This is a genomic window from Methylobacillus draconifructus, from assembly GCF_045984355.1.
In the GTDB taxonomy this organism is placed as follows: Bacteria; Pseudomonadota; Gammaproteobacteria; order Burkholderiales; family Methylophilaceae; genus Methylobacillus; species Methylobacillus flagellatus_A.
In genome coordinates this window covers 785,753-807,973 of sequence record NZ_JBJQII010000001.1, presented here as the reverse complement: position 1 = coordinate 807,973, position 22,221 = coordinate 785,753, and the positions used below count along the sequence as shown (strand labels likewise).

The 22,221-nt window shown below is 59.7% G+C and carries 23 protein-coding genes; 9 read left to right on the top strand and 14 right to left on the bottom strand.

Annotated elements, in window-relative coordinates:
• Positions 1 to 25: 25 nt before the first annotated feature.
• From ACJSDX_RS03730 to ACJSDX_RS03670, 13 genes are all read right to left on the bottom strand, one after another.
• Complete coding sequence (locus tag ACJSDX_RS03730) at positions 26 to 730, bottom strand: DUF6776 family protein (protein WP_407993535.1); 705 nt, start codon at positions 728 to 730, stop codon at positions 26 to 28.
• A 7-nt stretch (positions 731 to 737) separates the two neighbouring features.
• Complete coding sequence (gene argC / locus ACJSDX_RS03725; RefSeq protein WP_407993534.1) at positions 738 to 1,790, bottom strand: N-acetyl-gamma-glutamyl-phosphate reductase; 1,053 nt, start codon at positions 1,788 to 1,790, stop codon at positions 738 to 740.
• 140 nt (positions 1,791 to 1,930) lie between these two features.
• Positions 1,931 to 2,323, bottom strand: a complete 393-nt coding sequence (rpsI, locus tag ACJSDX_RS03720; protein WP_309566041.1) for a 30S ribosomal protein S9 — start codon at positions 2,321 to 2,323, stop codon at positions 1,931 to 1,933.
• 12 nt (positions 2,324 to 2,335) lie between these two features.
• On the bottom strand, positions 2,336 to 2,776 hold the full coding sequence (gene rplM / locus ACJSDX_RS03715) for a 50S ribosomal protein L13 (RefSeq protein WP_025872981.1): 441 nt from the start codon (positions 2,774 to 2,776) through the stop codon (positions 2,336 to 2,338).
• Between the two features lie 118 nt (positions 2,777 to 2,894).
• Positions 2,895 to 3,764: a 4-hydroxybenzoate octaprenyltransferase gene (gene ubiA, locus ACJSDX_RS03710; RefSeq protein WP_407993533.1), complete on the bottom strand. Its 870-nt coding sequence runs from the start codon at positions 3,762 to 3,764 to the stop codon at positions 2,895 to 2,897.
• A gap of 15 nt (positions 3,765 to 3,779) precedes the next feature.
• Positions 3,780 to 4,343, bottom strand: coding sequence for a chorismate--pyruvate lyase family protein (locus ACJSDX_RS03705; protein ID WP_407993532.1), 564 nt, complete (start codon positions 4,341 to 4,343; stop codon positions 3,780 to 3,782).
• Between the two features lie 12 nt (positions 4,344 to 4,355).
• Positions 4,356 to 6,416, bottom strand: coding sequence for an ATP-dependent DNA helicase RecG (gene recG / locus ACJSDX_RS03700; protein WP_407993531.1), 2,061 nt, complete (start codon positions 6,414 to 6,416; stop codon positions 4,356 to 4,358).
• Between the two features lie 140 nt (positions 6,417 to 6,556).
• Complete coding sequence (ridA, locus tag ACJSDX_RS03695) at positions 6,557 to 6,943, bottom strand: deaminase RidA (protein ID WP_011478419.1); 387 nt, start codon at positions 6,941 to 6,943, stop codon at positions 6,557 to 6,559.
• 53 nt (positions 6,944 to 6,996) lie between these two features.
• Positions 6,997 to 9,219 carry a RelA/SpoT family protein gene (locus tag ACJSDX_RS03690; RefSeq protein WP_407993530.1) on the bottom strand — a complete coding sequence of 741 codons (2,223 nt, stop codon included), beginning with the start codon at positions 9,217 to 9,219 and terminating at the stop codon, positions 6,997 to 6,999.
• A 104-nt stretch (positions 9,220 to 9,323) separates the two neighbouring features.
• Complete coding sequence (rpoZ, locus tag ACJSDX_RS03685) at positions 9,324 to 9,536, bottom strand: DNA-directed RNA polymerase subunit omega (protein WP_309566036.1); 213 nt, start codon at positions 9,534 to 9,536, stop codon at positions 9,324 to 9,326.
• A gap of 54 nt (positions 9,537 to 9,590) precedes the next feature.
• Positions 9,591 to 10,199 carry a guanylate kinase gene (gene gmk, locus ACJSDX_RS03680; RefSeq protein WP_407993529.1) on the bottom strand — a complete coding sequence of 203 codons (609 nt, stop codon included), beginning with the start codon at positions 10,197 to 10,199 and terminating at the stop codon, positions 9,591 to 9,593.
• Between the two features lie 33 nt (positions 10,200 to 10,232).
• Entirely contained in the window at positions 10,233 to 11,279 is a 1,047-nt protein-coding gene (locus ACJSDX_RS03675; protein WP_407993528.1) for a DUF475 domain-containing protein, read from the bottom strand.
• 65 nt (positions 11,280 to 11,344) lie between these two features.
• Positions 11,345 to 12,211, bottom strand: coding sequence for a YicC/YloC family endoribonuclease (locus ACJSDX_RS03670; RefSeq protein WP_407993527.1), 867 nt, complete (start codon positions 12,209 to 12,211; stop codon positions 11,345 to 11,347).
• 114 nt (positions 12,212 to 12,325) lie between these two features.
• Here ACJSDX_RS03670 and ACJSDX_RS03665 point away from each other — a divergent pair, with 114 nt between their 5' ends.
• The 7 genes from ACJSDX_RS03665 to ACJSDX_RS03635 all read left to right on the top strand — a co-directional run bounded on the left by ACJSDX_RS03665 (position 12,326) and on the right by ACJSDX_RS03635 (position 18,778).
• Positions 12,326 to 13,261 carry a serine/threonine protein kinase gene (locus ACJSDX_RS03665; RefSeq protein ID WP_407993562.1) on the top strand — a complete coding sequence of 312 codons (936 nt, stop codon included), beginning with the start codon at positions 12,326 to 12,328 and terminating at the stop codon, positions 13,259 to 13,261.
• Between the two features lie 27 nt (positions 13,262 to 13,288).
• Positions 13,289 to 14,209 carry a PP2C family protein-serine/threonine phosphatase gene (locus tag ACJSDX_RS03660; protein WP_407993526.1) on the top strand — a complete coding sequence of 307 codons (921 nt, stop codon included), beginning with the start codon at positions 13,289 to 13,291 and terminating at the stop codon, positions 14,207 to 14,209.
• A gap of 93 nt (positions 14,210 to 14,302) precedes the next feature.
• Positions 14,303 to 15,019 (top strand): ribonuclease PH, encoded by a 717-nt coding sequence (gene rph, locus ACJSDX_RS03655; protein WP_407993525.1) that lies wholly within the window; start codon positions 14,303 to 14,305, stop codon positions 15,017 to 15,019.
• Positions 15,020 to 15,021: 2 nt separating this feature from the next.
• Positions 15,022 to 15,624 (top strand): RdgB/HAM1 family non-canonical purine NTP pyrophosphatase, encoded by a 603-nt coding sequence (gene rdgB, locus ACJSDX_RS03650; RefSeq protein ID WP_407993524.1) that lies wholly within the window; start codon positions 15,022 to 15,024, stop codon positions 15,622 to 15,624.
• On the top strand, positions 15,624 to 15,857 hold the full coding sequence (locus ACJSDX_RS03645; protein ID WP_407993523.1) for a hypothetical protein: 234 nt from the start codon (positions 15,624 to 15,626) through the stop codon (positions 15,855 to 15,857). The genes rdgB and ACJSDX_RS03645 overlap by 1 nt, the downstream gene beginning before the upstream one ends.
• The gene (gene hemW, locus ACJSDX_RS03640; protein WP_407993561.1) at positions 15,853 to 17,043 is read left to right on the top strand and encodes a radical SAM family heme chaperone HemW; all 1,191 of its coding nucleotides are present in this window, start codon (positions 15,853 to 15,855) and stop codon (positions 17,041 to 17,043) included. The genes ACJSDX_RS03645 and hemW overlap by 5 nt, the downstream gene beginning before the upstream one ends.
• Positions 17,044 to 17,197: 154 nt before the next feature.
• Positions 17,198 to 18,778, top strand: a complete 1,581-nt coding sequence (locus ACJSDX_RS03635) for a GGDEF domain-containing protein (RefSeq protein WP_407993522.1) — start codon at positions 17,198 to 17,200, stop codon at positions 18,776 to 18,778.
• Between the two features lie 175 nt (positions 18,779 to 18,953).
• Here the strand turns inward: ACJSDX_RS03635 and argH are convergent, their stop codons facing one another.
• Entirely contained in the window at positions 18,954 to 20,360 is a 1,407-nt protein-coding gene (gene argH / locus ACJSDX_RS03630; protein ID WP_407993521.1) for an argininosuccinate lyase, read from the bottom strand.
• Between the two features lie 55 nt (positions 20,361 to 20,415).
• Between argH and ACJSDX_RS03625 the strand changes: the two genes are divergently transcribed.
• Positions 20,416 to 21,438 (top strand): sensor histidine kinase, encoded by a 1,023-nt coding sequence (locus tag ACJSDX_RS03625; RefSeq protein ID WP_407993520.1) that lies wholly within the window; start codon positions 20,416 to 20,418, stop codon positions 21,436 to 21,438.
• The gene (locus ACJSDX_RS03620) at positions 21,435 to 22,181 is read left to right on the top strand and encodes a LytR/AlgR family response regulator transcription factor (RefSeq protein WP_407993519.1); all 747 of its coding nucleotides are present in this window, start codon (positions 21,435 to 21,437) and stop codon (positions 22,179 to 22,181) included. The genes ACJSDX_RS03625 and ACJSDX_RS03620 overlap by 4 nt, the downstream gene beginning before the upstream one ends.
• Positions 22,182 to 22,221: the final 40 nt, after the last annotated feature.

Sequence of the window (22,221 nt, the reverse complement as noted above, 5' to 3'; positions counted from 1 at the left end):
CCTTTATTCAGGAGGGTGGCCAGCGTTATCCAGGCAACTCCACCTTTTGACTGATATTGGGCTGTTTAGCCCCCGTTTCAAGGAAGCTGAGTTCCAATTCCTCAGCCGTGACGTCTTCCGGCAGCGCGAAACTGCCGTCTAGGCGCTGATAATAGCGGAAATTCACTTTTGCCTGGTTGCTGTTGGCAGGCTGCAGGAGCAGCGGAAGCTTGACCGGCTGGCCTTGCTGGTTCCTGCCTTGCAGGATAAAGCTCAGATTGCCTTGTACCGGCTTGCTGGCGTTGCCTTGTTGAGAGAGCACCAGGTGGTATTGATAATGGCCGGGCTCCTTGGCTTTTTCCACAAACAAGCGCGTGAGTTTCACATTCTTGGCGGCGGAATCGCCGTTCTGCATGCTTTTATAGAAAGCCAAGTCCTCTTTCAGCTTCATCAGCTCGTCCTGCACCTGTTCGAAATCATGCGCGAGCTTTTCTTGCGCCGCCCGCTGCACTTGTAGCTGCCGCTCTGCCAGGACAGTCCGGCTCATGAGCTCCTTCCTGGTGGGTTCGGACTCGAGCGTCAACGCCAGCGTGCCTGTCGTGCTCAGCCGCCAGTAAGCAAGCGCATAGCCAATCACGACCAGAACTATGATTCCCAGTAATTGCCAATACCAAGCACGATGGGATTTAACCGTCACCGGCTTGGTCGGCTTATGGAAGTGACGCTTGACGCGGCGCGAGATGCGTTTCATCGGTCAATCAAGGCAGCAAAGGCACGATTTCCAGCCCTGCCCGTTCATCAAGCCCGAACATGATGTTCATATTTTGCACCGCTTGTCCCGCCGCCCCTTTGACCAGGTTATCCTGCACCGCGATCACCGTCAGGTAGCCGCTTTCCGGCTGCGGGTGCAATGCCAGGCGCAACTGGTTGCCACCGCGAACCGTACGCGTTTCCGGCAAACTGCCTGGAGGCAGGACATCCACGAACGGCTCGTGCTGGTATCGCGCCTCATACAAGGCCTGAATGTCAGTCTTCAGCCCCTGGTCTGACAGCTTGACGTAGATGGTGGACAGCATGCCACGAATCAGCGGGACCAGGTGGGGCACAAAAATAAATTGCAGCGAGGTGTCGGCCAACTGCTGCAATTGCGCAAGAATCTCAGAATGGTGCCTGTGGCCGGCGACGCCATAGGCTTTCATGTTGTCGCTGGCTTCCGCAAACAAAGTGGCGACCTCCGCTTTTCTGCCGGCGCCGGAAACGCCCGATTTGGAGTCCGAGACGATGGGGACGGATAAATCAATCAATCCTTTCTCCAGCAGCGGCGCTAGTCCCAGCAATACGGTCGTCGGATAGCATCCGGGATTGCCGATCACCTGGGCGGAACGCACTTTTTCACGATACAGCTCAGGAATGCCATATACGGCATCAGCCAGGATATCCGGACAGCCGTGCGGCAGCTTGTACCATTTCTCGAATACCGCCGTATCCTGCAGCCGGAAGTCCGCTGCGAGATCGATCACCTTCACTCCTGCCGCCACCAGCGCTTGCGCCTGGCTCATGGCCACGCCATGCGGCGTAGCAAAGAACACCACGTCGCACTGTGACAGGTCGGCCTGGGCAGGATCGGTGAAGACAAGGCCTACGCGCCCACGCAGGCTGGGGAACATATCGGCAACCGGCAGCCCGGCTTCGCCGCGCGAAGTAATAACGTTCAATTCCACATGCGGATGCAAGGCCAACAAGCGCAACAACTCAACGCCGGTATACCCTGTACCACCGACAATGCCAACTTTTATCTTTTTGCTTTGCATCACCTGAACTTACCTTCCGTATGCCGCAGGGCATATCCACAGAAAATCTATAGTAACAAAACCCCAAAGCATTTTGAAAACCGCCAAAACAAAAAGCCGCAACAAGTGCGGCTTTTTTGATAATACGACAACAGTAAAGCTTAGCGCTTGGAGAATTGCTTACGGCGGCGCGCCTTGCGGAGGCCGACCTTCTTACGCTCAACTTCACGTGCATCACGCGTTACGAAACCTGCCTTGGACAGGGAGCTCTTCAGAGCAGCATCGTAATCGATCAGCGCACGGGTGATACCGTGGCGCACTGCACCGGCTTGGCCGGACTCGCCGCCGCCAGTCACGTTGACCAGAATGTCGAAGCTGGCTTCGTTTTCGGTCAGAGCCAATGGCTGGCGCAGGATCATGCGTGAAGTTACGCGGGAGAAATATTCGTCAGCAGGCTTGTCGTTAACAACGATGTTACCGCTACCGGACTTCAAGAAGACACGAGCTACCGAACTCTTGCGGCGGCCAGTACCGTAGTTATATTTACCAATCATCGCTGCTTATCCTTACGCTTGACTTTGGATTACCAATGGTTGCGGCTGTTGTGCAACATGGTCATGCTTTTCGCCAGCGTAGACCTTGAGCTTGCGGAACATCGCATAACCCAGCGGGCCCTTAGGCAGCATACCCTTGACAGCCTTTTCCAGGGCGCGGCCTGGGAAACGCTCTTGCATCTTGCCAAAAGTTGTTGTGGAGATACCGCCTGGGTAACCACTGTGGCGGTGGTACTTCTTGTCCAGCGCCTTGTTGCCGGTTACCTTGATCTTGTCGGCATTGATCACAACGATATAATCGCCCGTATCCACGTGCGGTGTGTAAATAGTCTTATGCTTGCCACGCAGGCGGTGCGCAATTTCACTCGCCAAACGGCCCAGCACCAAATCCGTAGCATCAACTACGAACCAGTCGCGCTTTACTTCATGCGCTTTTGCAGAAAAGGTCTTCATCGGACAAACCAATATTCGCTGAAAAAATTAAGAGGCGGATTGTATGTCAAGCCCTTACGCTTTGTCAAACATTTCCGAGCTAGATTTTTCAATCTTCATAGACACTTAAAATGCATGCTTAAAGATAATCGCTTGCCAGCACCCCGGCGAAGATCGCGGCGCCAAGCCAATTGTTGTGCAGGAACGCCTTGAAACAGGACGTGCGATCACGTCCGCGGATCAACGCATAATGATACAGGGCGATGAGCGCCGCGGCCGCCAGCCCGGCAAAATACGGCCAGGATTGCTGAAGGCGCACTCCCGTCCAGGCCATCAACACCAGGAAAACGCCGTAGCATGCCATGACGGCGAAGATGTCCAGCCTGCCGAAGAAAATGGCCGAGGATCTGATGCCGATCTTGAGGTCGTCGTTGCGGTCCACCATGGCATATTCGGTGTCATAGGCCACCGCCCAGAACACGTTGGCAAGCAGCAATATCCAGGCTTCCAGCGGCAACTGGCCAGTGACGGCCGCAAACGCCATCGGGATGCCGAAGCCGAAAGCAATGCCAAGATAAGCCTGCGGGATGGAGAGGAAGCGCTTGGTCAGAGGGTAGCTGGCGGCCAGGAACAAAGCCGGGAAAGACAAGGCCACCACCAGGGTGTTGAGCTGCAGCACCAGGACAAATGCGGCCAGGCTCAATGCCATTGCCAGCAAAACGGCTTCCTTCGCGCTTACGTCGCCGGTCACCAGCGGGCGCTGGCGGGTGCGCTCCACATGGCCGTCGAAATTGCGGTCGGCCAGGTCGTTCATGACGCAGCCCGCCGAACGCATCAACACAGTACCGGCAATGAATACGAACAATACCAGGCCGTCAGGCCAGCCCGGGCTTGCCAGCCATATGCCCCACAAGGTGGGCCAGAGCAGCAACAGGATGCCGATGGGCTTATCCAGCCGGGTCAGGCGGTAATAGGCTTCGAGCTTTTGCTTAATGGGCAGGTTTTTCATTTTAAACAGACGGCCCTATTCAGTTACCACACGCAATTTCAGCACGGCGGGCAGGAACAACTCTGTAACCAGCACCGCCTTCTTCTCCAGCCTGAAGACCGAGCGCCTCGCCCATACCGGGCCGCGAATCGAGGGAATGTACGCAGCTGCCAGGCGGTAGAGAAAATGCCGGGATGAAAGTTTCTTGTACTGCAATGCGCCTCGGCACATGCGTGGATCCGCAAACAAGGCGCTGCCGAGCGAGTGCGCTCCCAGGTGGCCCAGTCCGCGCCAGGCGCCCCGCATGGCCTGCTTGGGCAAGAGGCTGTGCGCAAACACCACCGCTTCGCCGTCGCAACGCAATATGACGTCACGCAGCAAGGTATGCCGTCGAGGCAGCGCCTGCAATAATTGCGCCTCGGCAAAAGGCGGCTTTTTCCTGGCCAGGCGCAAGGGCTGCACCGCAAACTGCCTGCTATGCTGCTGCAAGCGCAGGGTCAGCGAACCGCGCTCGGCGAGCCAGGGACGGTAATGCCGAGAACCTACGGCCTGCTTGAGCCAGCGGTCTCGCATCTGCGGGAAATGGGCAAAGACTTTCACCGGCCGATTATCTCAGACTTTGACCAATTCTTCCGCATGGCCGAGCCAGCGTGCCAAGTGGGCGTCTGCCGCCTGCGGCGCTTTCTCCAGCAATCCTGCCGCGATCTCGCGCGCGGCTTCCAGCAAGTCCTGGTCCCGCTCCAGGTCGGCGATCTTCAGCATGGGCACCCCGCTCTGTCGTACGCCCATGAACTCTCCCGGCCCGCGCAATGCGAGGTCAGCCTGGGCGATGGCGAAGCCATCGCTGGACTCGTAGATGATTTTCAGGCGCGCGCGCGCCGTTTCCGAGAGCTTGCCGTCTTGGTAGAGCAGGATGCAGCTGCTCTTGGCAGCGCCGCGCCCGACACGGCCGCGCAATTGGTGCAATTGTGCCAGGCCCATGCGCTCGGCATGCTCGATCACCATCAGACTGGCATTGGGTACATCCACGCCCACCTCGATCACGGTAGTCGCCACCAGCAGCTGGGTTTCGCCTGCGCTGAACGTGGCCATCACCACCTGTTTCTCGGCAGGCTTCATGCGGCCATGCACCAACCCCACCCGCAACTGCGGGAAAGTCTCGCGCAAGCTCTCGTAGGTTTCGGTCACGGTCTGCAATTGCAATGCCTCGGACTCCTCGATCAAGGGGCAGACCCAATAAGCCTGCCGCCCCTCCATGCAGGCATGCTGCACGCGCTCCAGCACTTCGTCCCGCCTGGCATCGGATACCAGCCGGGTCACGATGGGCATACGCCCGGGCGGAAGCTCGTCGATCACCGACACATCGAGGTCGGCAAAGTAGCTCATGGACAAGGTGCGCGGAATCGGCGTGGCGCTCATCATGAGTTGATGCGGCTGCACGCCTTTCTGCCGCAATGACAGGCGCTGCTGCACGCCAAAGCGGTGCTGCTCGTCGACGATGGCGAGCGCCAGCCGCTGGAATATCACCTGATCCTGGAACAAGGCATGGGTGCCGATCACGAGTTGCGCTTCGCCGTGCTCCACAGCAGCCATCATCTCGCGCCGCTCCTTCTTGCCCTGGCTGCCGGACAGCCAAGCCACCTGTATGCCCAAAGGCGCCAGCCAGGCCTGCATCTTCTGGTAATGCTGCTCAGCGAGGATTTCCGTCGGCGCCATGATGGCTGCCTGCCAGCCGTTTTCAATCGCCTGCAACGCCGCCATCGCGGCAACGATGGTCTTGCCGCTGCCGACATCGCCCTGCAACAAGCGCTGCATGGGGTGCGGCTGTTCCAGGTCGCGGCCAATCTCCACGGCAACGCGCTGCTGGGCCTGGGTCAGGGCGAACGGCAGGCTGCGCAGCAAGGCGGTGACCAAGGTGCGGGACGGCGGCAGTGCAGGCGCGCCCTGGTGCCTGCGGCGTGCGTGATGCTTGCGCATGGAAAGCTGCTGCGCGAGCAATTCATCAAAGGCCAGCCGCCGCCATGCAGGATGGTCGCGGGATTCCAGGCTGCGCAGCGCCGCCTCTGGTGCCGGATGGTGCAGGAGGTGCAGGCTTTCCGCGAATCCCGGCAAGGAAAGTCCGCGGTATATCTCCTGCGGCAGGATTTCCGCGGTATCCACCTGCTCCAATGCCCAGGATATCCATTTGCGCAACGCGGCCTGGCTCAAGCCTGCCGTGGTAGGGTAAAACGGCGTCAATGCCTCGGCAACCGGCGCATCCTCTTCCACCTGTTTGCACTGCGGATGCACCATTTCCCAGCCGAAGAAGCCGCCGCGCACTTCGCCGAAGGCGCGGATATGCCGCCCTTCCTTCAGGCTGGCGACCTGGCTGGGGTAGAAATTCAGGAAACGCAGCACCAGCTGCCCCGTGTCGTCGCGCAACCGGCAAATCAGTGCTTTTCGCGGACGGTATTGCACCTCGGCATGCACGATCTCGCCCTGCACCTGGGCCTGTTCGCCGGTATGCAGGTCACGGATCGCCGTGATGCGGGTTTCGTCGAGGTAGCGCAGGGGCATGTGCAGCAGCAGGCCCTGGCAATTGAGGATGCCAAGCTTGGCAAGACGCCCCTGCAACGCAGGGGTCATGCCTTTAATGCCGTCGAGCTTGCTGTTGGCAGGTAGTTTTGACGCCATGATCCTGGGAAGTTATTGATCCTGGCTGAGTCGCTCAATATGTCATGAGCCGGCAGGAAAATCGGTCAAGCGACCCTGGCGGCATTGCTGGGCACTCGATACAAGCGCAAGCAATGCAACACGCCGGGAAAGTCGTCGTGCTAGGCGCCAATCTCCAGCACGCCATCGGCTTCCACCAGCGCGTTGCGCGGCAGCTGCGCCACGCCGACCGCTGCGCGGGCAGGATAAGGCTGGGTGAAATATTCCGCCATGATGGTGTTCACCAGCGCAAAGTGGGAAAGGTCGGTCAGGAAGATATTGAGCTTGACCACGTCAGCGAGCGAGCCGCCGGCGGCTTCCGCCACGGCCTTGAGGTTCTTGAATACGCGGTGGACTTGCGCCTCGATGCCATCCACCAACTCCATGGTCGCAGGGTCAAGGCCGATCTGGCCGGACAGGTAGACGGTGCTTCCGTTGACCTTGACTGCTTGGGAATAGGTGCCGATCGCCTGGGGGGCGCCATCGGTATGGATGATTTGCTTGGCCATGTATCTCTCCTGAAAACTCGATTGGTTGAAGTATTATTGGTTGAAAAGTGACGCTACTGAATCCGCTGCTCGGCTCCGGAACCCTTGACGCGGTTGATGCGCACCACATCCGGAATCTTGCGCAGGCGCCGCATCAGCTCGGCCAGGTGCACGCGGTTCTCCACCTGCACGGTGAAGTTCATGTTGGTGTAGGTGCTGTTGTCCGCCTCTTCCATGCTGACATTGTCGATATTCGAGCCAGCCTCGGCAATGCCGGAAGCAATCTTCGCCAGCATGCCGCGACGGTTCGCCACCACCAGCTTGAGGCTGACCTTGTACAGCCTGTGCCCCTGCGGGTCCCATTCCACGTCCAGCCACTTGTCGGGATCGAGGCGGAATTTGCGTATTGCCGGGCAGTCGTGCGTATGGATAACCAATCCCTTGTCCTTGTTGATGAAGCCCAGGATGGGATCGCCGGGAATGGGGCGGCAGCATTGCGCGAACTGCACCGCCATGCCCTCGGAGCCGCGGATGGTGATGGTGTCCAGCACCTTGGCAGGCACCTTCTGCTGCTCCGCCACGGCTTCCTGCTGCCCTGCCTGCGCCATCAACTGGTGTGCCACCATGACGTTCAGGCGCTTGCCCATGCCGATATCCGCGAGGATTTCGTCCTTGCTCTTCGCGCCATAATCCCGCACCAGGCGCTGCCAAGCAGGATCGTCAATCGTGATGGGATTTGCATGCAAGGCGCGCAGCGCCTGGTTGAGCATGCGTTCCCCCAGCAGTGCCGACTCGGTGGACTGCATGGATTTGAGGTAGTGCCGGATATGGGCGCGCGCCTTGCCGGTCAGCACGTAATTGAGCCATGCGGGGTTGGGGTGCGCATGGGCGGCGGTGATGATCTCGACATGGTCGCCGTTGTGCAACTCGGTACGCAAGGGGGCGAGCTCCTGGTTGATCTTCACCGCCACGCAGCGGTTGCCGATGTCGGTATGCACGGCATAGGCGAAATCGACGGCGGTGGCCCCCTTGGGCAATGCCATGATGGTGCCCTTGGGCGTGAAGACGTAGACCTCGTCCGGGAACAGGTCGACCTTGAAATGTTCGAGAAACTCGAGCGAGTCGGTGCTCTCGCTCTGGATGTCCAGCAGGCGCTGCAGCCATTGGTGCGTTTGCTGCTGCAAGGCCGTCAGGTGGGCATCCGTGGTCTTGTAGAGCCAGTGCGCGGCAACCCCCGCATCGGCAATGTTGTGCATTTCGCGGCTGCGGATCTGGATTTCGATCGGCGTGCCGAACGGGCCGAACAACGTCGTATGCAACGACTGGTAGCCGTTGGCCTTGGGGATAGCGATATAGTCCTTGAACTTGCCGGGAATCGGCTTGTATAGCCCGTGCAGCACGCCTAGCGCGGCGTAACAGGTCGGCAGGTCGCGCACGATGACGCGGAAGCCGTAGATATCGTAGATCTGCGAAAAGGTGACGGTCTTGCCCGTCATTTTCTTGTAGATGCTGTAAAGGTGCTTTTCGCGCCCAGTCACCTCGGCATCGATATGCTGGTCCTTCAGGCGCTGGTTGATGGCGTCGAGGATCTTGCCGACCACTTCCTTGCGGTTGCCGCGCGCCGCCATGACCGCCTTGGAAATCACGCGGTGGCGCATCGGGTAGAGGTACTTGAAGCTCAGGTCTTCCAGCGTCTGGTAAATCTCGTTGAGCCCGAGCCGGTTGGCGATCGGCGCATAGATATCCAGCGTTTCACGCGCGATGCGCCGCTGCTTCTCCGGCTTCATGACATCGAGCGTGCTCATGTTGTGCAAGCGGTCGGCAAGCTTAACCAGGATCACGCGCACGTCCTGCGACATCGCCAGCAGCATTTTGCGGAAATTCTCCGCCTGCGCCTGGGTCGCGCTCTGGAATTCGATCTTGTCGAGCTTGGACAATCCGTCCACCAGCTCGGCCACCTGTTTGCCGAATTTCTCGCCGATTTGCTGCTTGGTGACGCCGGTATCCTCCACCACGTCGTGCAGCAAGGCCGCGATCAAGGTCGGAGGATCGAGATGCAGTTCGGCCAGGATGCCGGCCACGCTGACCGGGTGAATCACATAGGGCTCGCCGCTGCGGCGCACCTGCCCTTCATGCGCAGCAGCGCTGAAACGGTAGGCATCCCAGATATGGTCTATGTCGTCTTGCTTGAGGTATTCCCGCAGGCGCAGGGTGAGTTGGGAGTCTTCGCTGTCCGCTGGCAGCAAAGGTAAGGGTGAAACTGGTTCGGCTGGTCTTTTGGCTGCGGTCTTGGGCATAAATTCCAGTAATTACTCAATTCTACATAGTCGCCAACCCGGGACCGTGCATTGGCATGATCCCGGCTGCATCACCAGCTAGCATTCACTGCAAGGGTGTGCGATCAGGCGTGTCCGCGATTAAGCACTTCCAGGCCTACCTTGGCAGCCGCGATTTCACGCAGCGCCAGCACGGTGGGCTTATCCTTGCTGCCGTGCGCGTTCACGAGCGGCTCCGAGCCATTGGCGAGCTGGCGTGCGCGGTAGGCGGCGACAAGGGTCAACTGGAAACGGTTGGGTATCTTTTCCAGACAATCATCAACGGTAATACGTGCCATGTTACGAATATCTCCTGAATTTTGTCATGTACATTTACATGGGCCGGAAGACGGCTAGAGCAGTTTCTGCACCACATCCTGGTAGCGCAGCAATTGCTTGTCACGCCGCAATCTCTGGCTGCGGATAATGGCCCGCAGGTCTTCCAGCGCATGTTCGAATCTGTCGTTGATTGTAACATAGTCGAATTCCGCCACGTGGCGCATCTCGTCCCGCGCCGCAGCAAGCCTGCGCACAATCACCTCCGCGCTATCCTGCGCGCGGTTGTTCAGGCGCTGCTCCAGGGCCTCCATCGAAGGCGGAAGGATGAAGATGCTGATGGCTTCGGCATACTGGCTGCGCACCTGCTGCGCGCCCTGCCAGTCGATTTCCAGGATCAGGTCGTACCCTTCCGCCAATACGGAATTCACCGTCGACTGCGATGTGCCGTAATAAGCGCCGTGCACTTGCGCGCTTTCGAGGAAGTCGCCGTGGTTGAGCAGTTCCACGAACCTGGCTTCCTCGACGAAGTGGTAATGCACGCCATCCTCCTCGCCCGGCCGCGGCTGGCGCGTGGTATGGGAGACAGAGAGCTTGATATGCTCGTCACCGTCCAGCAGCGCGCGCACCAGCGAGGTTTTGCCGGCGCCCGATGGGGCGGTAATGATGAATAGGTTGCCTTTCATAGCGTGGTTGTTCCGTCGTGCAAACTTAAAAAATCAGACCCGATGCGCCAGTCTGCGCCTGTAGAAGATGGATGACAACAAGGCCGCCATGATGAACACCACGCCGATGAGGCCGGTCACCACCTCAGGCACTGGCCGGTAGATGGTATAGAACATGATCAGCCCGAGCACCCCGATCGCATAGTGGGCGCCGTGCTCCAGGTAAACATAGTTGTCGAGCGTGCCCTTGTACACCAGGCGCACGGTCATGGAACGCACGAACATCGCACCTATGGTCAGGCCCAGCATGATGATCACCACGTCGCGCGTAATCGCAAACGCGCCAATCACGCCGTCGAACGAGAACGAGGCGTCGAGAATTTCCAGGTAAAGAAAACCCATCGCCCCGTTGCGCTTCGCGGTCTTGGCGAAGGCGTCGCCCTCGGCCTGCGAGGAGAAAAACCCGCTCAGGCTGTCGATCACCACATACAGCACCACCCCGCTCAACCCTGCCAGCAGGATGGTCAGGCGCTCTGCCTGCGAAATGGGCAGGAAGTTCTGCAAGCCCAGCAGGATCAGCAGGATGACGATGATCTTGATGGACTCCAGGCTACCCAGCCTGCCGAATGCCGCTTCCAGGCGGCCCAGCCAGTGCAATTCCTTCTCCGGGTCCAGCAGGAAGCTCAGGAACACCAGGAACAAGAAGGAACCGCCGAATGCCGCAATCGCGTTATGCCCGTCGTCTAAGTAATCGGCATACAGCACCGGGTTATTGATCGCCATATCGGCCACCTCGAGCAGCCCCTGGTTGGTGGCCGCCGCCACCAGCAGCAAGGGGAACAGCAGTCGTACGCCGAACACGGCAATCAGGATGCCCACGGTGAGGAAGATATGCCGCCATTTTTCGTCCATCTCCTTGAGGATGGAGGCGTTCACCACGGCATTGTCGAAAGACAGGCTGATTTCCATGATGCCGAGGATCAGCGCCACGCTCAGCGCAGGCCAAATGCCGGACACCCCGCCCTTGATTTCATAGCCCCAGAGCGCGGCCAGCCCAAGGCAGAGGAAAGTGACGAAAAAGGAATATCTGAAATCGCGCATTGCTTAAGTTCCGGATCAATGAGGTTCGCGGCCAGGCAGCAGCCTGCGCCAGGACAATCGGACGGCTACTCTATGTTCTGCACTTGCTCGCGCATTTGCTCGATCAGTAGCTTGAGCGCCATGGCGACTTGCGACACTTCGGTGGAAACAGACTTGGAAGCCAGGGTATTGGCTTCGCGGTTCAGTTCCTGCATGAGGAAATCCAACTGCTTGCCTGCCGGACTGCCTGCTTCGAGAATACGCTTCACTTCGTCGATATGCGCGCCCAGGCGGCTCAACTCCTCATCCACATCAATCCGCTGGGCGAAGATGGTGAGTTCCTGGCGGATACGCTCGTCATCCACCGAACCCAGCGCTTCCTGCAGTTTGCCGTACAGGCGCTCCTGATAGATCTTCACCTGCTCGGGCAGCAAGGGACACACCCTGGCGACCAGGCCTTCCATTTCCGCCAGGCGGTCGAGGATGATGGCCTTGAGTTTGATGCCTTCGCGCGCCCGTGCTTCCGTCATCTGCTGCACCAGCTTCAGCAGGCTGTCGCGAATGGCGGCTGCCAAGGCCTCGTGATCCGCGCCTTCTCCCGATATCACCCCTGGCCAGCGCAGGATGTCCGCCACGCTCAAGGGGCGGCTTTCCGGGAAGTGGCGTTGCACGCTGACGGTCATCTGCGCCAGCTGCTGCAACACCGTGTCGTCCAGCTGCACCTGCCGCTGTTCAGAGGCGCGATGGGCCAGGCTGATGCGGCACTCCACCTTGCCGCGCTTGAGGCGCTGGTTGATCAGTTCGCGCACCTGCGGTTCGAACATGCGCACATTGTCATCCAGCTTGAGCTGCAACTCGAGGTAGCGATGATTGACCGATCGCAGTTCGAGCACCAGAACGCCATGGCTCACCTCCTGCTCCAGCGAGGCATAACCCGTCATGCTGAAAATCATGTTGATGGAAATTCCCGATTAAATTTGGCCCATGGTATCAAATCCGGAGCGTTTCATGACAGAATAGCCTGCAAATTATAGGTTTTACCCTTGCCGCCCATCACTCACCAGCACATGCACGCCAACCAGAATCTTGCCCTGCCGCCAGGCTACGAACTGCAGGGATACGAAATCAAAAAGCTTCTCAGTGCCGGTGGATTCAGCTTCGTCTACATAGCACGCGACCTGGAAAACGACACCACCGTCGCCATCAAGGAATACCTTCCCAACATGCTCGCGCTGCGTAAGGAAGGCGACCAGGTACGCATTCCGACCAATGAAGCCGCCGCAGGATTCCGTTTCGGATTGAAATGCTTTTTCGAGGAAGGCCGGGCGCTGGCCAATATCGAGCACAAGAACATCGTACGCGTGCAGAACTTCTTCCGCGCCAATGACACCGTCTACATGGTGATGCGCTACGAACGCGGCAAATCCCTGCAGGAATACGTGCTGGCGCGCGACACGCCCTTGCCGGAAACCATGCTGCGCAGCGTGTTCAGCCAGCTGCTCAACGGCCTGCGCGAGGTGCATGCGCAAAAGCTGCTGCACCTCGACATCAAGCCAGCTAACATCTATATCCGCCTGGACGGCTCCCCAGTATTGCTGGATTTCGGCTCCGCCCGCATGGCGCTCAACGAAGCCTCCAACGCGCTGCCGCCAAGCTATACCCCCGGATTCGCCTCGCCCGAGCAATATGGCGACCGCAAGCAACTCGGCCCATGGAGCGATGTCTACAGCATAGGCGCCAGCATGTACGCCTGCCTGCTCCAGGCCGCGCCGCAAGCGGCGGACCAGCGCGTGAGGAAGGACCAGCTGGTGCCTGCAGTCAGGCTGGGCAAGGGAAGGTACTCGCGTAACCTGCTGCAGATCATCGACAACTGCATGGCCTTGGACCACATGGACCGGCCGCCCAGCGTGTTTGCCTTGCAGAAATCGTTGCTGGAAGCGGTGCCGCTGCCCGCGCGCCACGGCTGGCTGAACAAGATCACCTCGCTATTCACCCAGGATTGAAAGATATTGAGCACTCACTAAACCAGGATGAAATTTACCATACACCAGAGCAGCCGTAGTGGAGGACGCCCGGTCAACCAGGACCGGGTTGCCTACTCCTACAGCAAAAACGCCGTGTTGCTGGCGCTTGCCGATGGCATGGGCGGCCATCATCATGGTGAAGTCGCGGCACAGCTCGCGGTCAAGATGCTCACCGGCGCATTCCAGCAGGCGGCCCAGCCGGACCTGCCCGACGTAGTAGAATTCCTGCAAGCCGAGATCATGAAACTGCATGAGGCCATCCACCAGCTGGCAGAAAACCGCGGACTGCCGGAAACGCCCAAGACCACGCTGGTAGTGGGCATCCTGCAGCACAACACACTCTACTGCGCCCACGTGGGCGACTCGCGCCTCTATCATTTCCGCAACGGCAAGCGGCTATTCCGTACCGAGGACCATTCCATCGTCCAGCTGATGTTGAAACAGGGCAAGCTGGATGCAAAATCCATGCTGCAACACCCCGACCGCAACAAGATATACAACTGCCTGGGCAGCGAGTTGACCCCGAGCATAGAAATCAGCCCGCCTTATCCGCTGGAGGCGGGGGATCAGATCCTGCTGTGCAGCGACGGCTTATGGGCCCAGCTCAGCGACGAACGCATGCAGGACATCCTCAACAGCGGCCTCGGCATCGCCCACAGCGTACCCAGCCTGCTGGATGCTGCCGAGCGGCTGGGAGGCAAGAACATGGACAACCTGAGCGCCATCGGCGTGCAATGGGAAAGCAAGGCCGAACAGCCGTTGACGATTTCCACGCTCGAGATGTCATTGGCCCAGTCCCATACGATCCTCGGGTTGGCAGAATCCGCGGAAAACAGTGCCGCGGCAACGGCCGCCGACCTGGATGAAGAAGACATTGAGCGCGCCATCGCGGAGATCAACGCCGCCATCAAGCGCAGCAGGCATTGATTCCACGGGACAAAACCACGCCAGGCCGCGGTAATCATCACGCTTGTCATGGTCATCGCATATAATATGCACTTTGCAAATTCAGGAAACATCATGCGTCCCAGCAATCGCGCCCCAGACCAGCTACGCGAAGTCGAGATCATCCGCCGTTACACCAAGCATGCGGAAGGGTCTGTGCTGGTCAAGTTCGGCGACACCCATGTGCTGTGTACCGCCAGCGTCGAAGATAAAGTACCGCCCTTCCTGCGCGGCAAGAACCAGGGCTGGACCACCGCGGAATACGGCATGCTGCCCCGCTCCACCGGCAGCCGCATGGACCGCGAGGCGGCACGGGGCAAGCAGTCGGGCCGCACGCAGGAAATCCAGCGCCTGATCGGCCGCAGCCTGCGCGCCGTCATCGACCTCGAGAAGCTGGGCGAACGGACCATCCATATCGATTGCGATGTGATCCAGGCCGACGGCGGCACGCGCACCGCCAGCATTACCGGCGCCTACGTGGCGCTGCATGACGCTGTCGACTTCCTATTGAACAAAGGGCTGATCCAGGCATCACCCTTGCGCGACGCGGTGGCCGCCATTTCCGTTGGCGTCTACCAGAGTACTCCGGTGCTGGACCTGGATTACATCGAGGATTCCGCCTGCGATACCGACATGAACGTGGTCATGACCGGCAGCGGCGGCTTTGTCGAAATCCAGGGCACCGCGGAAGGCGAGCCGTTCCAGCGCGAGGCCATGAACCGCATGCTGGAACTGGCCGAAAGCGGCATCCGCACCCTCTTGCTCAAGCAGAAAGAGGCGCTGGGGCTGTAAGCATGGGCATGCCTTTCCAGAAACTGGTGATCGCCAGCGGCAACCAGGGCAAGCTGAGGGAAATCCAGGCCTTGCTCGCGCCGCTTTCTATCGAGGTACTGCCGCAATCCGCGTTCAATGTGCCGGAAGCGGAAGAACCGTTCGTGACCTTCATCGAGAATGCGTTGGCCAAGGCACGCCATGCCAGCCGCCATACCGGCCTACCGGCGCTGGCCGACGACTCGGGCATCTGCGTCAACGCGCTGCAAGGCGCGCCGGGCGTCTATTCCGCACGCTATGCCGGTGAGCCCAAGTCCGACGAGCGCAACAACCAGAAGCTGCTGCAAAGCCTGGAGGGCCTGCAAGACCGCCATGCTTATTACTATTGCGTCATGGTGCTGGTGCGCCATACGGACGACCCGCAGCCATTGATCGCGGAAGGCGCCTGGCAGGGAGAAATCCTCACTGCACCGCGCGGCGACGGCGGTTTCGGCTACGACCCGCTGTTCCTGGACGCCAAGACTGGCCAGACCGCGGCGGAGCTGCCTAGCGAGATCAAGAACCGCATCAGCCACCGCGGCCACGCACTGACCAAGCTGGTACAGCAACTGGAAAGGCTGGCCTGATGAGCGGAAACTGGCCCAAATGGTTGCGTGACGACGGCAGCGTCGTTTCCTGCACGGAAAAGGTCAAGGTCATGACCGAGAACTTCGACGAACTCAAGCAGATTGCCCAGGATGCGCTGGAGGACGGCCTGTTGATGGAAGTCTCCGAATCGCAGATGCGAGAAGCATTGCACCGCCTAATTGACGAACTGGTGAACCCCTATCAGCCCACCCATCGAAATCAAGGCGATTAGCGACACTCCCTGGCTGGCAGAGCCAGGGGAAACATCCACATCCGCTCCCACCCAGCCCCCGCCGCTCTCGCTTTACATCCATATTCCCTGGTGTGTCCGCAAGTGCCCTTACTGCGACTTCAACTCGCATGAGTCGCGCAGCGAGATTCCCGAGGCTGCCTATGTCGATGCATTGGTCGCCGATCTGGAGCAATCGGTGCCGCGCGTCTGGGGACGGCGCATGCACAGCATTTTCTTCGGCGGCGGCACGCCCAGCCTGTTCTCGCCCGAGGCGATCGACCGCATCCTGAGCAATGTGCGCGCCCTCGTGCCATTGAGTGTGGATTGCGAGATCACGCTGGAGGCCAATCCCGGCACCGTGGACGCCGCGCATTTCCGTGGATACAGTGCTGCGGGCGTCAATCGGCTCTCGCTCGGCATCCAGAGCTTCGACAGCGCCTACCTGCAAAAACTCGGGCGCATCCATGATGAAAACCAGGCCGTGGCGGCCGCCGAGCTGGCGCTGCAGACCTTTGACTCCGTCAACCTGGACGTCATGTACGCCCTACCAGGGCAAAGCCTGGAACATGCGCTGGCCGACGCGCAACGCGCCTGCGACCTCGGGCCCGCGCACCTGTCGTTCTACCACCTGACACTGGAGCCAAACACGCCGTTCCACCGCACCCCGCCTGCATTGCCGGACGACGACACCAGCGCCGCCATGCAAGAAGCGATCGAAGACCTGCTCGGTCAGCATGGCTACGGACACTACGAAACCTCGGCGTTTGCGCAGCATGGCAAGCAATGCCGCCATAACCGTAACTACTGGCTGTTTGGCGACTACCTGGGCATCGGGGCTGGCGCGCACAGCAAACTGAGCTTTCACGACCGCATCACGCGCGAAAGCCGCCACAAGCACCCCAAGCGCTACCTGGAACATACGGTTCGAAGCAATGCCATGGAACACCAATGGCAGATTGCCAAGGATGAGCTGGCCTTCGAGTTCATGATGAACGCCTTGCGGCTCACCGACGGTTTCGAACCCCCACTGTTTGAACTACGTACCGGATTGCCTCTGGAAAGCATTGCCCATACCCTGCAACAAGCTGTTCAAAAAGGCTTATTGGACGTAAGCCCTGAGCGCATTGCCCCGACATTGCTCGGGCAGCGCTTCCTGAACGAATTGCTGCAGCTGTTCCTGGACTGACTCCCATACGCTAAGTTTTACTTTGTAAGACATTCTCTGTATTACAATACAGCGATTCTGGAAGCGCAGAGCAATCAGCATGGGGATGAAGTTGCGATGAAAGTTGCCAAGCTCACCCGGAATCTCAGGGAAACCGACACAATTTGGGTCAGCTATGGATCAACATAACAAGTCCGTTGAAACTGCACGACAAACCCTTATCCAGCTTGCCAAAAGCCGGATAGCGCCAACACCGGACAACTACCGCAAAGTCTATAACGCCATTGACGGCCATGCCGCAACGGACAACTCATTGACCATCAGCCAACTGTTGAGCAACGTGCTGAAGGAAGTCGGCGCGCAACAGCCTCGCCACAGCTCCGGCATCAACCATATTCTCAAGCAGCTTGAAGCGCAGAACTGGGCTGGCCTGGAAAATGCGCTGCGTGAGCTGCTGGCAAACCTGTCGACGCCCGACAACAAACACCCCGTTCCTCCAAACCCAGGCGGCGCCAACCATGACCAGGCCGACGTCGTCACGCTCTGGCGCAATATGCTGGTCAAGACGCTGGACTTGGTGGTGGTGCCGCAACTGCAGGAAGTGCCGGATGCCCAGGCGCGTGCAAACGCCTTGCTGCAAGAGGCACAACAGGCGCAGAGCCGGGAGGAGATTCTGGCGCTGGAAACGGCGCTGAAAAATATCCTGTTCAGCCTGGAAATGCACCTGGACACCCAGAGCCAGCTGCAATTGCGCCTGCTGCAACTGCTGCGCCTGCTGGTCGTGAGTATGGAGGCCCTGGTGCTGGAAGAGCAATGGCTGCAGGGCCCGACAGCAGCAGTACGCGAGATACTGACCCAGCCGTTGAACATGGACTCCTTGTCCAAGGCGGAAGACACGCTCAAGGACCTCATCTTCATGCAGGGCCAACTGCGGCCCGGGCTGATCGAGGCCAAGAAGACGCTGAAGAAAATGGCGGAGATATTCGTGGCGCAGTTGGCGGAAATCACCCTGGCGACCGATGACTACCAAACCAAGCTGAAACATTACCGCGAGGAAATCAGCCATAGCGACGAGATAGAGGACCTTAACCAAGTGTTAAGCCGCTTGCTCGAGGATACCCAGATCGTCAGCAGCATCACGCAGCATTCGCGCAACGAGATCATGGAGGCGGAAAACAAGGTGCGGGAAGCGGAAAAGCAAATCTACGAACTGACCTTGCAGCTCGACCACATCAATGAAATCGCGCATGAAGATTACCTGACCGGCACCCTGAACCGCCGCGGGATGGATGAGGCGTTGGTCAGGGAGTTCAACCGGGCAGACCGGTTCGGCATGCCGCTCAGCATCGCCATGATGGATATCGACCATTTCAAGCAGATCAATGACAACCTGGGCCATGCCACCGGCGACCAGGCGTTGGCCCACCTCGCCTCCGTCATCAAGGAATCGCTACGCACGACGGACGTGATCGCGCGTTATGGCGGCGAGGAATTCATCATCCTGCTGCCGGGCACCGTGGAACAGGACGCGATCAGCGTCATCACGCGCGCGCAGCGCGAGCTGACACGCAATATCTTCCTGCACAACGACAGCCACATCCTCATTACCTTCAGCGCCGGCGTAGCCGAACGCCGGGAAAGCGAGCCGGCCGACGCCATTATCGGGCGTACCGACCAGGCCTTGTACCGGGCGAAGAACAGCGGACGCAACCGGGTGATTGGCGCAAGCACGCTGGACCAGCCGGCTGGGCAGTAGGCAACAAACAAGACATGAAAAAGCCCCGCATTGCGGGGCTTTTCGCCAATCGCCAGGCATTTAGAGAGGCTAACAAAACTCAGCGCAGCGATCCTGGCTAGGCGCTCTGCCGCTGACAGTACAACTAGTACGGCAAGGCAGAGCAACGACGGCAGGAGAGTTTTGTTAGCAGCTCTTAGCCGAGCAAGCTCCGGGCACGCCTCAGTGCCTCGCGCACCTGGGCAGGCGCCGTGCCGCCGCGATGGTTGCGGCTTGCCAGCGAGCCTTCCAGCGTCAATACCCCATATACGTCTTCGCCAATCTGGGAACTGAATTTCTGCAATTGCGGCAAGGAGAGGTCGGCCAGGTCGCAGCCCTGTTCCACCGCATGGCGCACCGCCAGCGCCACCACTTCGTGCGCATCGCGGAACGGCATGCCCTTCTTCACCAGGTAGTCGGCCAGGTCGGTCGCTGTGGCAAACCCCTCTGCCGCTGCCAAGCGCATCGCATCCTTGTTGACCTTGATCCCGCGCAGCATGTCCGCATAGATTTCCAGCGTCACCAACAAGGTATCGACCGTGTCGAACAGCGGCTCCTTGTCTTCCTGGTTATCCTTGTTGTAGGCCAGCGGCTGGCTCTTCATCAGGGTCAGCAACGCGACCAGGTGTCCGTTGACACGCCCGGTCTTGCCGCGCACCAGCTCCGGCACGTCCGGGTTTTTCTTCTGCGGCATGATGGATGAGCCGGTGCAGAAGCGGTCGGCAATGTCGACGAAGCCGAAGCGCGGACTGGACCAGAGAATCAGCTCTTCCGAGAGGCGGGACAAATGCGTCATGATCAATGCCGCCGCCGCGGTGAATTCGATCGCGAAATCGCGGTCGGATACCGCGTCCAGCGAGTTCTCGCACACCGCCTCGAAACCGAGCTCATGCGCGACACGCTCACGGTCTATGGGATAGCTGGTGCCCGCGAGCGCCGCCGCACCCAACGGCAGGCGGTTGATACGCTTGCGGGCATCCGCCAGGCGCTCCGCATCGCGCTGCAGCATCTCGAAATAGGCCAGCAGGTGATGGCCGAACGTCACGGGCTGCGCCACCTGCAAATGCGTGAAGCCGGGCATCACGGTATCGGCATGCTGTTCCGCCAGCTCCACCAGTGAGGCCTGCAATTTGCGCACGCGGCCCAGCGCATCGTCCACCATCGCACGCAGCCAGAGGCGGATATCGGTCGCCACCTGGTCGTTGCGGGAGCGCCCGGTATGCAAGCGCTTACCCGCATCGCCGATCTTGTCCGTCAGGCGTTTCTCGATATTGAGGTGTACATCTTCAAGGTCCAGCAACCAAGTGAACTCGCCATTGCGGATCTCTTCCAGAATCTCGCCCAGGCCCTGTTCTATCTTGGTCACGTCATCCTGGCTGATGATGCCCTGGGCGCCGAGCATGCGCGAATGCGCCAGCGATCCTTGGATGTCGTATTCGGCCAGCCGGTAGTCGAAGCCCACGGAAGCGGTATATTGTTTGACCAGCTCGGCCACAGGCTCGTTGAAGCGGCCGGACCAGGTTTTGGAAGGGGTTTGATTCAAGTGATTGGACTTTTCTGTCATGATGTTGCGTGATGAACTCACGATACCGATAAGTGTGGAAATAGTGCGCTAAACCATGGCTATTATAAAGCAAAACGCCATTCATTCCGCGAAGTCTCCCGACTTCCGCAATCTCGGCATCTGCCTGCGCATCCTCGTCGTCGCCAACCTGATGGGCCTGTTCGCCTCATTGGCGGCCACATCCACACTGGCAGACTGGCTGCCAGGCTTCACGCGCTGGTGCGCCTTCATTCAGCCCGTGCTCCTGGCAAGCCTGCTGGCCTTGTACGCGTTGCAGCCATGGCTGGCCCGGCTCGGTGCCGTCGGCGGCTACGCCATTGCATTGTTGCTGCCGGCGGCCTTCAGCCTGCTGGCGCACATGGTGGCTGTCCGCGCGCTCGATTTCGACCTGCCGGGCGGTCCCATGCGCAGCATTATGCTTGCTGCAGGCATCGCGTCCATTATCTTGGCCTACCTGCAATTGCGCCAACGCGCCTTGAGCCCAGCGGTGACGGAGGCGCGCTTGCAGGCTTTGCAAGCCAGGATACGCCCGCATTTCCTCTTCAACAGCATCAACGCCGTGCTTTCCATCGTGCGCAGCGACAGCAAGCGGGCGGAAACCGCATTGATGGACATGGCCGACCTGTTCCGCGTATTGATGGCTGACAACCGCGAGCTGGTGCCGCTGGCCCAGGAGCTGGCCTTGTGCAGGCAATACCTGGCGCTGGAGAAACTACGCCTGGAAAATCGTCTCAGCATCGATTGGCAGGTCGACGAGATGCCGCCTGATGCCCTGATTCCCCCGCTTATCCTGCAACCGCTGCTGGAAAACGCGGTTTACCACGGCATTGAACCCCTGGACGAGGGCGGCAACGTCAGCATCCAGCTCAGCAGCACGCGCGATGAACTGCACATCCGCCTGCGCAACCCATACCAGCCCGGCTCCGGCCATCACCAGGGCAACCGTATGGCGATCGGCAACATCCGGGAACGCCTGCAATTGCATTTCGATGCCGAGGCCAGCCTCAACATCAGCCAGGACGGCAACGAATATGCCGTTCACATCGTCATTCCCTACCGCAAGAGGACCGCATCGTGAGCCATGCCCTGCTTGATGTCGTGATCGCCGACGACGAGCCGCCGGCCCGCAACCGCTTGCGCGAACTGCTGGCCGATATTCCCGGCGTGACGCTGGTGGGCGAGGCCAGGCAAGGCAACGAGGCGCTTGAGCTGGCGCAACAGCTCAAGCCCCACGTATTGCTGCTCGACATCCGCATGCCCAACATGGATGGCATAGAGGCGGCGGGACATGCGCAAAAACTGCCCCGCCCCCCGGCCATCATTTTCACCACCGCGTTCGACGGCTATGCGATCCAGGCTTTCGAAATGAACGCCGTCGACTACCTGCTCAAGCCTATCCGCCAGGAACGCCTTGAGGCTGCGTTGCACAAGGCGCGCGTATTGCTGCCGGCCCAGGTCGAGGCGCTCAGGCCCCTGCAGCGCGCGCGCACCCATTTCAGCGTCAGCGACCACGGCCGCATCCTGCTCATCCCGGTGCATGAGGTCATCTACCTGCGTGCCGAGCTCAAATACGTCACTTTGCGCACGCAATACCAGGAATACCTGATCGAAGAGTCGCTCACCAGCCTGGAACAGGAGCTCGGGCACCTTTTCCTGCGCCTGCACCGCAATTGCCTGGTGGCGCAATCTAGCATCAGGGGCTACGAAAAACGCGACACCGATGGCGAAAGCGGCTGGCACGCTATCCTCAAGGACATACCGGAGACGATTGCCGTAAGCCGGCGGCAATACCACCTGCTGCGCAAGCTGGCCTCGCACTAGGTCCTGGTGGTCCTGAGCACGGCACGCCGTATGCTAAAAT